This window comes from Fibrobacter sp. UWP2 (genome assembly GCF_900141705.1).
Classification (GTDB): domain Bacteria; phylum Fibrobacterota; class Fibrobacteria; order Fibrobacterales; family Fibrobacteraceae; genus Fibrobacter.
The window spans coordinates 77,907-91,134 of sequence record NZ_FQYM01000007.1; the positions used below are offsets into that span (position 1 = coordinate 77,907).

A 13,228-nucleotide genomic window follows, 5' to 3' on the forward strand; every position below is an offset into this window, starting at 1 on the left:
TCACCTAAAAAAGAAGGGGCCCGCAGGTCCCTTCAAATATAGATTAAACGCCTTGCAAAGTGCTACAGGCCGTAGTAGCGGATGTAGTCGATTTCGCCCACAAAGAAGCGGTCGTGTTTCGCCTGCATCATAGCGTCGTAACCGATGCCGATGTTGTAACCCAGCTGGGAAACATCGCCCACAGCTTCGGCGCTCACCGTCAGTTCGCCATTCTGGAACACCTTGACAGAATCGGCGGTACGTTCGACGCGGATCGTGGTCCATTCGTTAAGAGCGAGAGCGGCGCCCGTGAGGACGTTCCATTCCGTACCGTCAACTTCTTCGTCACGGAAATGAACCGTGAGAACGCCATCGTCGACGCGGAGCTGCCAGCCGTCGCCATAGCGTCCGGGAGGTTCCGCGACAATGATGTTCTGCATTTCAGCAAACGAGGTCGGCTTCACGCGAGCTTCAACTGCAAAGGTGTTGCGCTTGAAGATCTTCGAAAGGCCAATCTGCAAGCCGGACTGGCCATCGAGAGCCACAGTCGTATCGGCAACCTTGGCAGAGCCAACCACGTAATGCGTGGAGTTGTTTGCCATGCGGTCGAGACCGATGAAGGTCGGTTCGTTGAATTCCCAAGCGGCCAGGAGCCTTTCAACCTTGACGGGCAGGGCGCCAGCGCTAAAGCCACTAAACTTGCCGAAGCGGACGTAGTCCATTTCGCCGATGAAGTAGCGGTTATGGAAAGACTGCTGCATACCGTCGAAACCGATGCTCCAGTCGTAGCGCATCTGGGTCACGTCACCCGTATAGGCAACGGCAACCGTGAGTTCTCCATCCTGGAACAGCTTGACGCTGTCGGCATTGCGTTCGAGGCGGATTTCGCTCCAAGTGTCGAGTTCCATCTTCTTGCCCGGGAAGATATTCCAGTCATCGCCATCCACAGAGTCATCGCGCAGGTGGACCGTCAAGACACCTTCGTCAATGCGAAGCTGCCAGCCGTCCACGCCACGTCCAGGAGGCTCGGCCACGATAATGTTCTGCATGGTTCCGAATTGCGTCGGCTTTACACGGGCCTCGACAACGAACTCGTTGATATTGATATCTTCGTCCAGCTTCACCGTAAAGCCCGAATGGCCATCGAAGCTTGCGATTCCGTCCGCGGAGGACACATCACCTTCGCCGATGGTCGCATCGTGTCCGTTACCGGTCACGTCGAGACCGACATTCTCGGCATCGTTGAAGTCCCATTCAGCGATCCATTCCGTAACCGGGGTGTCCGTATTGAGCTCGGCCGTATCCATAGGAATTTCGATCGTATCGAGGACCGCCGTCGTATCGACTTCGACTTCTTCGATTTCTTCGACCGTTTCAACGCCGGCCTGTTCCACATGGCCATTTTTGCAATGGCACTTTCCGTGTTCCTTCGAATCGAAGCCGATCGTGAATGAACCTTTCACCTTGACCTTTTTGCGGCCATCGTCCTCGAAGGCGGCCAAGATCTTGCCATCGACCATGAAAACAACAATCTTACCCGCATGCTCCATACGTACGTTAGCAAGCTTGTTCTTTTCGATGCTCTTTTCTGTCTTGAAGGATTGCCATTCATCTTCGGCATTGTCACGCCAGGAGAACACGACGGCTCCGTCTTCCACCTGAATCATCCAGGCAGCACCATCACCATCGACACCGGCAGACGCAACAGTAAAGGTAGAGTCGTCTTCGACTTGGACTTCCGCTTCAACAGCGAAATCACCATCCTGCAGGGTAGAATCAATATCGACAGAGACAGTCTGAGTAGTATCGGACGTCGAGTCGGAAAGCCACCAGGACCCCACCACAGAACGTCTGTATCCGGCAAGGTGAGCCTGCGCATCCGCAGTACTCACGCGAAGCACTGTTCCAGAAGCGCCGTTCGAATCAATCGAAGCAACAGAATCCGCTTCCAACGTCTGGTTTGAGCACCCGAACAGGGCACCCATCGTCACAAATGCGACTGCAGGAAGAATTAAACCTTTTTTCATTACATCTCCTTTCCCATAGCGCCAAATCACTGTGGGAGTAATATATATATTATATTGTACGTATGCAAGCTACTATGCAAAAAAAGATGACGAAAATCATCCTGAACACGATAAAGGTGTTGGTGACCATCGGGGGCATTGTATACATTTTCAAAAAAGTTCCGTTCTCTGAAGCAATTGGCAACTGGACGCAAGCAACCTGGCCCTGGCTTGCCATTATTTTATTCTTAACAGTAATTCTCATGGCCATTCAGGCGAACCGATGGCGCGGACTATTGCTCGACGATGGCAAAAAAATCAAATTTCGCACTTTTTACGCCTATATCGCCCTGGGCTACTTTTTCAACAACCTGCTCCCCAGTGGTTTTGGCGGCGATGCCGTAAAAACCATAGCCTTCGGCAAACGATTCGGCAACACAGCCAACTCCGTTGCAGCCATTGTCATCTCCCGCGTCATGGGACTTTTGGCTATGTTCCTCAGTTTTTTTGCAGCCCTTCCCTGGGTGGCGTCCCATTACGACATCCCCACAATCTACACCGCTACAGTAAGCATCATTGCCATCTTAGCCATTGCTGTTATTTTTGGCGGGCTTTTTTTAGACAAAGTAAAGATCCCTACTTCACTGGAGTCAAGATTTCCTTCTCTAAAAAAATTGCAGGACGCTTTTGCAATTTATAGAAGCCACAAAAAGGCATTTATGCTCTCGGGGTTAGATTCCATTTGGTTGCAACTGGTGACCATCGTCATCCACTACGCCTACTTTAGGGCCATGGGCATCGAGGTGGACATTGCCATAATTACAGTCTTTACGACCATCATGGTGACATTTACCATGCTCCCGATATCCATTAATGGCATTGGCATCAGGGAAAATGTTCAAGTGAGTTTGTACACCGGCCTCCTGGGCCTCCCCGCCGACGTGGTGTTGGCATCCACATTGCTCAGTTATTTGCCCCTTTTATTTCAAGCTTTGCAGGGAGGCATCGTTTTTGCTACCCTAAAAGGCCGCAAATAGGCAAATAATCCATTGAAGCGCTCCCCATTTGTAAAAAAATCATGTATTTTTCCTTTTAAACAAGGAGTTTATATGCTTTCTTTCAAAAAATACGCTCTCGCAGCGGCCAGCAGTATGGCGTTCCTCATCGGTTGCGGCGATGACAGCAGCAGTACCTCTGTAGAACAAATTCCCGATCCGGGGGCATCGGTCCCCGTAACCCCCGTATTCTCGGTAACTTCCTGCGAAGAAGTAACCGATAAAGCCGTCATTAATAAGCTTTCCTCTGCCAAGGCCAACATTGCCGATGCCTTCCAAGCCATTGCCGAAGGCGATTTCAAACACGCGCAAACCGTAAGCGGAAGCAATAAGGCCATATTCAAGGAAGTGCTTGTCCAATACCCGGGCAACTGCGAAGCCCAGCTGGGTTACGCCGTAAGCATCATCACCGACCTGGTGAACAACAAAGACATCAAAGCCCTAATCGACACCATCTCCAACAAACAGGACCTTATGGACATAGGCATTGATGACGCTACGAGCATATTGGTCAATGGGGACGGCACCAAATTCACCTCACAAATCCAAAAAGCGGTCGCCTCGGCCATTCCGTCCGTCGATTCCGCCATCATCTACATGACCAACATTGTAGGTGACGAAAATTTCGTTTGTAGCTACACCTACGAAGAAAAGACCTATGAACTCGACCGTGGCGAATTCGCCCCGGCACTCGCCTCCCTCTATGTGGCCAAGTCCATCCTCACCATGGCCGCAAGCCTCAACATCGACTTCTCCGACAACGGCAAGTACGACTGGATTGACACGCTGGATCAATACGACAACTATTACGACAATAAGGGCTACAAGCACATCATTTCGCTCATGGATCCGAGCAGCATGTTCTCCACCGTCTACGACGATTGGAAAGGCCGCTACCAAAACATCCCAAGTCTTTTGGATACCGCCATCAGCTATGTTCAAATCGGTTTGCAATACGGCATCGATGAATCCAAGAAGGGTCTCGAAGGCCAATCTCATGACCTTTACATTGTGGGCGATGACGAATTCTCCGACGTGAGCCCGCGCGACCTCGCCAAGGCAATCGACTCCCTGGAGCACTACCGGGCCGCACTCCACGACGGTGTCGACATCACGTTCGAAAACGGCAAGGTGCTCAAGGTGAACCTCGCCAAGTTCTTCAACATCACCGACGGATTCCAGGATTACTTCCCGTACCATGTATTCAACGAGAGTTCAGAGTGGTCCACTCCTGTGGAAGGCTTCTTCTGGACCGACAACCTCTATGGGCATGAGAGCTACGCAGAAGAATACATTGAAACCGAAACTTGCAAAAAATTCATGGACATCGTTCCCTACACCAACCTCATAGAATGCTTCTCCGGTTACTACGATATCAGTGAAAACAGAATGAGCATCTATTTTAACGCTTGGGATGAAGAAGAAGAAAACAACATTTACCTTTCGTACGATCTCAGCATAAACAACTGCGTCGCAGAATTCACCGAATCCCCCTATAGCGACGAAACTAGCATAGATTTCTCTTCGATGACTAAGGCCATAACTTTACCCAGCACTCTTTGCAAGGTTGAGAAAGGCGCGTCTGTATTTGCCACGGCCTACGACGAAGTCACTCCCAACTTCTTGTACTTCACCGACAAGAGCGGCAAAAAGACCATTACCATCCAAGGGCTTGCCAACGGCAAGGTTACCGACGACGGCTGGAAACCATATACCATAAACGACTTCAAAAAGTTCATCTTCTTCCCGGACCCCACATTTGGCGGCGTATTCCCCGGCATGACCAACGATCTCTTGTGGGACTGGGTCAAGTACTTCAAGGATCTTGACGAAGAGTCTGACGATTATTACGACGATTATGATTACTACGGCAAGTACGATTACTAATCCATCGTGAGTCGTTTTACAAGACAGTGTTTCCCGTTGGTATTTGTGGCCCTTTGGGCTACATCTGCCAACGCCTCGGAATTTTTTGAATCTAAAAGCTCCGCCGATTGCGGCGGGCTTTTTTTGCTACATACCGACGACAAGCACTTTGCCGCCAAAGCCTGCGGCATAAGCGAATCGCTAAGGCTGCAAAACGTGGAAGTCTTTGGCGGATACTACAAGTATTCCATTTACGGCCGCTATACCGACGAGTGGACCCTCAAGGGCGAAAACGACGGGGATGTGGGAAACGCCGGGTTCCGTGCCCACTTTAAGTACCTCACCCTCGGCGTCGACGTCAACAGCCTCCCCTTTGTCCATTCAAAGCTTACCCTGCACAGCGACGACTCCTCTTTTTACGCCGGCACGCTCATGGGGCGTGGGGAGCCCGAAATCGGTACCCTCCGCTGGATTTCACAAAACAAGAGCGACATCGTAAGCGAGATTGCGGTAGATTGGCAAACCCACCTGTTTTACCGAGGGATATCCGCCGGCGCCAAAATCCGGAACAGCCGCCTAGAACTCTCAGGGTTGTACTTGACCTCGGACCCACAGAACCCCGAAAAAGAATACTACATCCGCGATTCCGTGTCCGCAATGGTTCTCCGCAGCCGCTTTGCGACAAACCTTGGCGGTGAAATCCTAAGTGCCAACTACACCTTTGCCGACGCCGATATTTACCTATTCGGAATTTTTCACCAAGAGCAAAGCCACAAGCGGTTTTTATACGTGCCCCTTGAGTTCCAATTAAACTATGCGCAGCTCCAATGGGCTAAAGAACAAATGGCGTTCCACCTGGATTTCATATACGCGAACGCTCAGATGGATGCCAATCCCGATCGTTTTTACGAGACGCTCGCCCCGAACCGGGCTCTTCCCCCATCCATACTCAAGGCGCTCTCATTCACCTTTTTGCAAAAAGCCTTCCGCGTCAACACCGATCTAGACGCCACAGGGATCCTGGGCGGAGGAAAATACCTATGGGCATTGGGCAGTCGGCGCTCATTCAAGCCCTCCATCAATCTCGACTTTTACTACGCCCACGGGGAAGTCGATATCCTACGCACCTCCGAGACAACCGTCCTTTTTGCTACCAGTTCTATAGACGAACACTTTGTACGCAAAATCCGGAGCCTGGGGACCATCCTCTCGCCGGGATTTGAGTTCAAGTTCGGCGAGCACGTCCTTTTTAGCGGCGGGGCAACGCAAATCATCCCATTCTTTATCAGCTACAACGAAATACGCCCCGGCGAAATCTACGAAGACGCCGAAACCGAAGCCCCTCAAGGCGGCAAGGCCGGCAACAACGGCTCAAAAAAGGAAGAAGAACCTCAAAAAGACGGGAACATCTTGGGCGATGTACCACAAAAAACATCGGCGGCATTCCGCAATGGGTTTGCCGCCCACTTCAGCGTATCAATCCGTTTCTAGCCTCGCGGCTTCTCATCTGGATTAGCCCCAGACTTCTTCCTTGAGCTCGCGGCCCCACATGTCCTTGATGACATCGTCGACCTTCTTGCCTTCGAAGAGGAGCGCGTGCACGGAGTTCACGATAGGCATCTCGACACCGAGCTTGTCGGCGAGCGCCTTGGTGCTCTTGCAGGTGGGTACGCCTTCGGCCACCATCTTCATGCCGGCAAGCACCTGCTCGATGGTTTCGCCACGCCCGATGTGTTCACCCACATAGCGGTTGCGGCTGTGCTGCGAGAGGCAGGTCACGATAAGGTCGCCCATGCCGGCGAGGCCCGCAAACGTTTCGGACTTTGCACCGAGAGCCTTGCCCAGGCGGCACATTTCGGCCTGACCACGGGTAAGGAGGGCTGCACGCGTATTGTCGCCAATCTTGTACTTGCCGCTCGCCTCGAGCCCGTAGAGCACGCCAGAGGCAATCGCAATCACGTTCTTCACAGAACCGCAGAGTTCCACGCCAACGATGTCAGTAGAACTGTAAACGCGCAGGTAAGAGCAGCTCATCACCTTCTGCACGAGTTTCGCGGATTCCTCGTTCACGCAGGCAGCTACAATCGCGGTAAGGATATGACGGCTAACCTCTTCGGCATGCGAAGGCCCGCTGAAGGCGACCATCTTGTTTTCGGTAAGCCACGGCACGTTCGAGAGCAGCACTTCGCTCATCAGCTGGTTCGTACCTTCGAGAATGCCCTTGGTGGCGCAGACAACGATAGGTTCTTTGCCCTTCGCCGGAGTCCACTTGCCCAGATTCTTCGCGACACCGCCCATGAACTGCGAAGGCACCACGATGAGCACCATGTCGCAACCGTCGAGGGCCGCATTCATGTCGGTCGTGTACTTGAAATCCGCCGGGAAGATTACGCCGGGGAGCTTGTCCTTGTACTGGTGTTCCGTCGAAAGCAGATCGACTTCAGCCTGCGAGTTTGTCCAGAACGAAACTTCGCACTTATTTTCATAGACCACCTGACCGAGAGTCAGGCCCCAACCACCAGTACCTAAAACTGTAACCTTCATATTATCTTTCCTAATCTCTTGCGTGTCACCCTGAGCGAAGCCCCTTCGTGGCGAAGTCGAATGGGTCTTTTTAGATTCTTCGACTCCGCTTCGCTGCGCTCAGAATGACACTGACAATCATTCTTACAACAATCTACAATATTTACGCCTTCGGGGTCTTGCGCTTGCTGCCAAAACCGTTCTCGGTACCGTTCAAAAGGCGCTTGATGTTCGATTTGTGCTTCACAATCACAAAAACCGCCACCAGAAGGCAGGTAATCATGAGCCCGAGGTTGATATCGTCGGGCGGGAAAGGCAACTTGAGGTAGCCCATCACGGCAAAAATGCCGAGCGCGACGCAGGCGCCAATGCTACCTACCGAAACGTACTTGGTTGAAGCCGTGAGGACAATCCACACGCCAAATGCAGAAAGCGCGGTAATCGGGCAAAGCGCGAGGAACACGCCGAGCGCCGCAAGCACGCCCTTGCCACCGCGGAAACCCGCGAAGCAGGTGAAACTGTGCCCGAGAATCACGAGGATACCCGCGACAAGCGGAACCCAGTGGGAATAGTCCGCACCGCCGGCAGCGACCTGGGATTCGCACATGCGCATGGCAATCCACGGGCCAAAGAAACCCTTGAGCAAGTCCATGAACACCACGGGGAGCGCCGGTTTCCAGCCGAGCACACGGAACGTGTTGGTAAGGCCCGCATTTTTGGAACCGTAGTCCCGAATATCGAAATCTTTACCCTTCGCGAGTTTTGCGATCCAAATGGCGCTGGGGATCGACCCCAGCAAGTATGCTATTGGAAGACTCAGTAAACTGTTCAAGTTCTTCATCCTTTCTAAGGGTTAACTTCTGATCGAAATTCAAGCGCAAGGGCGCCCCCTGCAGTTGGAATTCCTCATAAAACTTTTTGAGCAGGTAACGCTTGTACGATTCGTCCACCAGTTCGGGCGTACGCGTCTCTATGGCAATGACCGGCGGCTCCACCATGATTTGGCAAGCACGGGAAAGCATCACCACGCGGGCGTTGTGGCTCGGCGGAGCCTTCTCTTGCAAAAAGTTCGCAAAGCTCTCGGCAACGCGGTCACGACCCAACACGCGGCGGCAGTTGGCATAGACCGTTTGAATTGCCTGCACCACGCGGTTAATACGGAGGCCTTCCTTGGCGCTAATGCTCAAAATAGGCACGTACTCAAGCATCGGCTCGCGTTCGAGCATTTCCTTGACCATGTGGTCAAAGGATTTTTCCGTTTTGTTCGGATAAATGTCCCACTTGTTGAGCACCAGCACCAGGCCCTTGCCCACTTTGCGGATCTCGGTAATAATGCGCAGATCCTGCACCTCAAGGCCACGGGTGCAATCGACCATCAGCACCGACACGTCAGAACGGCGGATGCTCTCGAGCGTACGCATGTTGCTAAAGATTTCGACTTCGTCTTCGACTTTCGCTTTTTTGCGAAGGCCTGCCGTATCGGTCACCACGAACTTTTGACCATCGACCACAAAGTCGCAGTCAATGGAATCGCGGGTCGTGCCCGGGATATCGGAGACCACCGCGCGATCCTCGTTCAAGAGGCGGTTCAAGAGCGTGCTCTTGCCCGCATTGGGGCGGCCCAAAATAGCAAAGCGGATGGGACGTTCTTCGCGGCGTTCGCCACGAACCGGAGTCGGCAGCACCGAAACGACCTCGTCCAAAAGGCTCAAGCAGGCGTAGCCCGTCTTGGCGCTGATGGTTCGCGGTTGCCCAAATCCAAGGCTCAAGAACTCGTAGCTCTCCTGACGGTCGCTCTGGTTCTCACTCTTGTTCGCCACAAGAATCACCTTCTTGTCGAGCTTGCGAATAAGGCGGGCAAACTGCTGGTCCAGCTTGGTAATGCCCACGCGAACATCCACCATAAAAAGGACCAGGTCCGATTCGTTCACAGCGTTAAAAATCTGGGCACGAACACTATCGGCGAGCACGTCAATGGAGTCGTCCGGCAAAAAACCGCCGGTATCGACTACGGTAAATTCGTGCCCCTTGTAATTCGCATTTTGGTAATGGCGATCACGGGTGACTCCATCACGGTCGCTCACCACCGCGGCACGCCGGCCGAGGATGCGGTTAAACAGGGAGGACTTACCCACGTTCGGGCGTCCAATGATGCATACGACGGGTAATTTCATTACTGTAAAATATAGAAAACTCAGCCCTTGCGAAAGGCTTCGATAAGGCAGCAGCTAATGCTTACGCTGGTATCGTAAGGCGGAATGTCTTCGCGTTTGACCCAGCAGGCGCGCTCGATTTCGCTTTCTTGAATGTGGAGCGTGGCATCGCCGTCCAGTTCCGCCGTGTAGCCCGCAATGAGCGACTCCGAGAACGGCCACGGCTGGCTTCCAAAGTACTGGATGTTCTTGACGCGGATTCCCGCTTCTTCCATCACTTCGCGAGCCACAGCTTGTTCCAGCGATTCGCCAATTTCTACGAATCCCGAAATCAGGAACAAACGGGTTTTGTCGGGATGATCCAGGTTGCGGGCCATCAAAAGTTCATTGCCGTTATGCACGGCGACAATCACCACCGGAGAGATTCTCGGGTAGACCGTATTGTGGCAAGCAGGACAAACCATAGCGCGTTCGCGGCTTCCACGAGCCATCGCCACACCGCAACGTCCACAAAATTTGTTGAGGGATTCCCAGCGGGCAATGTGAGCCGAAGTGGCGCCGCCCAACCGCTCAAGCGGGCTGCAGAGCATGCGGAAGGTTCGATTACCAACAAATTCAAATCCCTCGGGCGCCACGCGCGAACGGTTTTCGTCATCCAGCAAAAAATACGCCTCGTCATCAATGCTCAGCAAATAGTGGCACGGGAACGTCAGCGACTTTGCCGCGTCAAAATCGCTAAAACGGGGCACAACATAATTGTCGCCTACCTTTTTAAGGAGCGTATTTTCGCCATTATAGACAATCAAATAGTCGCTCGGTTTCGGCGTTTGCACCCGAAACTCGTTATGCATTTGGTACGGTTCAATATCTTGAAGCATAGACCAAATATAAGATTATTTGGCTAGAACCAGCTGAAGCGAATTTTATACAGCAAAAACTGAACGAGCGAAACGTCAAAAACTTCGTGAACTAATTTATAAAGGGCCCCAAAATGGGAACGCCCCCTTGCAGAGCCTACCCGATGGACAAAACCCTTTGTGGATTCTTCCGCCCCTACGGCGTTCGCCGAGTGCTGGCGGTAAAGCACCGTCGCCTTGTCTAAAATAGAAATCGTCCCGTTGCCAAAATGAGTGCAAAGGGCAATCCATTCATCGTGCATAGTCGCCAGCGGCGAGAAGGGGAGCGAAATATTTTTCGCAGCCTCGTTGATCATCATGGTGCAGCCCGTGACCACATGGCGCACGTAAAGCAGCTCCGGATGTTTGCGAAAAACGTCTATTTTCAAGTCGGCGTTGAAAGAATCCTTGATTTTGTTCAAGTTCTCGTCCACCACCTGCAAGTCCGTCGCCACCACTACGGGCATGTTCTGGTTCAGCCCGAGCATGTGCTCCAGCGTCTTCTCGATTTTGGTATCGAGCCACACATCATCCTGGTCGCAAAACATGTAGAACTCAGAATCCACCTGGTCCAGCAGGTTCATAAATGAGTGAGCCGCACCCAGGCGACCTTCCCCGTCGTCAATGACCGAAACCTGGTCGGGGTACTTTTGGGCGAACTCGCCTACAATCTTCAAAGTATCGTCGGTAGAGCCGTCGTCGCGGACGTACAGATGGAAATCTTCGCAAGACTGCCGGAACAGCGATTCAAGCTGTTCCCTCAGAAACCTCGCGCCGTTGTAGGTCGCAAGCAATACGGCAATCTGTCGACTATTCCGTTCCACCGCCTGGGCAATCCCTTGCTACTCCAAATACGTGTACCCGTAAAGGCCGCCGCGGTAGATGTTCAGGAATTCCTTGCCTTCCTGCAGGCTGATCTTCCCCTCCTTCACGGAGCGTGACACCCAGTTTTCCATGGTGCGTACGAGCGCCTTGTCGCTGAAGTTCACGTAATCGAGCACGTCTTCCACGGATTCGCCGTCAATCACCTTGTCGATTTCGTAGCCGCCCTTGTCATTGCAGACGATGTGGACTGCGTTCGTATCGCCGAAGAGGTTGTGCAGGTCACCGAGGATTTCCTGGTAGGCGCCCACGAGGTAGACCGCAATGTAGTACGGTTCGCCGTTCTTGAGTTCATGCAGCGGGAGCGTGCGGCTCACGTCGCCACCACGGACGAACATGTCGATCTTTCCGTCGGAATCGCAAGTGACATCCTGGATAGTCGTCTCGACCGTAGGTTCCTCGTTCAGGCGCTGGATAGGCATGAGCGGGAAAACCTGGTCCACGCCCCAGCTGTCGGGCAGGCTCTGGAACAAACTGAAGTTGCAGAAGTACTTCTGCGCAAGCAGGCGCGGGAGTTCGCTCAATTCATAAGGCGGATGGCGCAAGTCCTTCGCTAGCTGGTCCACCTTGCGCACGATGCTCCAGAACAGGCGTTCGCACATGGCGCGCGTCGGCAGGTCGTAATCGCCCACCTTGAAACCGTTCAGCACGTCATCGTTAAGCTGGATGGCATCGTGCCAGCTTTCGAGCAGGTTCTTCGGGGTGAGCCCCTTGTAGATGCCGTACAAATCCTTCAATGCATCGGGAGCGTCGTCGTCAATCTCGTGAGCGTTCTCGTCAAAGAACGCCTGGCCAGCGGTTTCCAGCACGTTGAACACCAAAATGGAATGGTGCGCCGCAAGAGCACGGCCCGATTCCGCAATGATGTTCGGGTGCGGCACGTCCCCGTTTTCGCAGGCTTCGTACATGGCATACACCACGTCGTTCGCGTATTCCTGGATGGAGTAGTTCACCGAGCTCGCGTTGGAACTGCGGGTGCCGTCGTAATCAACGCCGAGGCCGCCGCCCACGTCCACAAATTCGAGGCCCATGCCCATCTTGCGAATCTGCACGTAGAACTGCGAGACTTCGCGCAGGCCCGATTTGATGTGGCGGATGTTCGTAATCTGGCTGCCCAAGTGGAAGTGGATGAGCTTCATGCAGTCTTCCATCTTCTCCTGCTTGATGTAGTCCAGCGCTTCGAGCAGTTCGGAACTGTTGAGGCCGAACTTGCTGTGGTATCCGCCGGATTCTTCCCACTTGCCGCTGCCGGAACTTGCCAGCTTGATGCGGATGCCGATGTTCGGGCGCACGCCGATACGGCGGGAGAGTTGCACCACCAAGTGGAGTTCGTTCATCTTCTCGACGACGATGAAAATCTTCTTGCCCATCTTCTGCGCGAGGAGGGCAAGTTCAATGAAGTCCTCGTCCTTGTAGCCGTTGCAGATAATCAGCGAATCTGGATTGTCCATGTTCGCGAGCACCGCATGCAGTTCCGGCTTGGAACCGGCCTCGAGACCGATGTTGTACTTTTTGCCGTGGCTGACGATTTCTTCGAGCACGGCGCGTTGCTGGTTCACCTTGATCGGGAAGATGCTGTAGTAGCTCCCGTTGAAACCATATTCCTGACGGGACTTGTTGAAGCACTCGTTTATCTTCTCGATGCGGCTGTCCAGGATGTCCGGGAAGCGAAGCAGCATCGGGGTGGAGACATCGCGGAGCGAAAGTTCCTGCACGAGTTCGTACAGGTCGATGTCCGGGCCGCCTTCCTTGAGCGGATGAACCGTTGCGTGGCCCTTCTCGTTGATGTCGAAGAAGTTCACGCCCCAACCCTTGACGTTGTACAAGTCACGGGAATCGTCAATGCGCCATTTTTTCATTGCTCTGGG

Annotated in this window: 10 protein-coding genes; 3 read left to right on the plus strand and 7 right to left on the minus strand. The window is 53.2% G+C overall.

Annotation, left to right across the window (positions count from 1 at the left end):
* Window positions 1-62: 62 nt before the first annotated feature.
* Window positions 63-2,006 (minus strand): LamG-like jellyroll fold domain-containing protein, encoded by a 1,944-nt coding sequence (locus BUB55_RS05565; protein ID WP_083596897.1) that lies wholly within the window; start codon window positions 2,004-2,006, stop codon window positions 63-65.
* 74 nt (window positions 2,007-2,080) lie between these two features.
* Between BUB55_RS05565 and BUB55_RS05570 the strand changes: the two genes are divergently transcribed.
* The 3 genes from BUB55_RS05570 to BUB55_RS05580 all read left to right on the plus strand — a co-directional run bounded on the left by BUB55_RS05570 (window position 2,081) and on the right by BUB55_RS05580 (window position 6,397).
* Window positions 2,081-3,022, plus strand: a complete 942-nt coding sequence (locus BUB55_RS05570; protein ID WP_073188943.1) for a lysylphosphatidylglycerol synthase transmembrane domain-containing protein — start codon at window positions 2,081-2,083, stop codon at window positions 3,020-3,022.
* A 72-nt stretch (window positions 3,023-3,094) separates the two neighbouring features.
* Window positions 3,095-4,927 (plus strand): hypothetical protein, encoded by a 1,833-nt coding sequence (locus tag BUB55_RS05575; protein ID WP_073188945.1) that lies wholly within the window; start codon window positions 3,095-3,097, stop codon window positions 4,925-4,927.
* Between the two features lie 123 nt (window positions 4,928-5,050).
* On the plus strand, window positions 5,051-6,397 hold the full coding sequence (locus tag BUB55_RS05580) for a hypothetical protein (RefSeq protein WP_234971817.1): 1,347 nt from the start codon (window positions 5,051-5,053) through the stop codon (window positions 6,395-6,397).
* 21 nt (window positions 6,398-6,418) lie between these two features.
* Here the strand turns inward: BUB55_RS05580 and BUB55_RS05585 are convergent, their stop codons facing one another.
* The 6 genes from BUB55_RS05585 to speA form a co-directional block, all read right to left on the minus strand.
* Entirely contained in the window at window positions 6,419-7,450 is a 1,032-nt protein-coding gene (locus tag BUB55_RS05585; RefSeq protein WP_073113632.1) for an NAD(P)H-dependent glycerol-3-phosphate dehydrogenase, read from the minus strand.
* Between the two features lie 142 nt (window positions 7,451-7,592).
* Entirely contained in the window at window positions 7,593-8,228 is a 636-nt protein-coding gene (plsY, locus tag BUB55_RS05590) for a glycerol-3-phosphate 1-O-acyltransferase PlsY (RefSeq protein ID WP_159431930.1), read from the minus strand.
* A complete protein-coding gene (gene der, locus BUB55_RS05595; RefSeq protein WP_073188950.1) occupies window positions 8,176-9,603 on the minus strand; it encodes a ribosome biogenesis GTPase Der in 1,428 nt (475 codons plus the stop codon). The genes plsY and der overlap by 53 nt, the downstream gene beginning before the upstream one ends.
* 20 nt (window positions 9,604-9,623) lie before the next feature.
* On the minus strand, window positions 9,624-10,460 hold the full coding sequence (gene nudC / locus BUB55_RS05600; RefSeq protein WP_073188952.1) for an NAD(+) diphosphatase: 837 nt from the start codon (window positions 10,458-10,460) through the stop codon (window positions 9,624-9,626).
* 23 nt (window positions 10,461-10,483) lie between these two features.
* Window positions 10,484-11,302, minus strand: coding sequence for a glycosyltransferase family 2 protein (locus BUB55_RS05605; RefSeq protein WP_073188953.1), 819 nt, complete (start codon window positions 11,300-11,302; stop codon window positions 10,484-10,486).
* Window positions 11,303-11,320: 18 nt separating this feature from the next.
* On the minus strand, window positions 11,321-13,219 hold the full coding sequence (gene speA, locus BUB55_RS05610) for a biosynthetic arginine decarboxylase (protein ID WP_073188955.1): 1,899 nt from the start codon (window positions 13,217-13,219) through the stop codon (window positions 11,321-11,323).
* Window positions 13,220-13,228 lie beyond the last annotated feature (9 nt).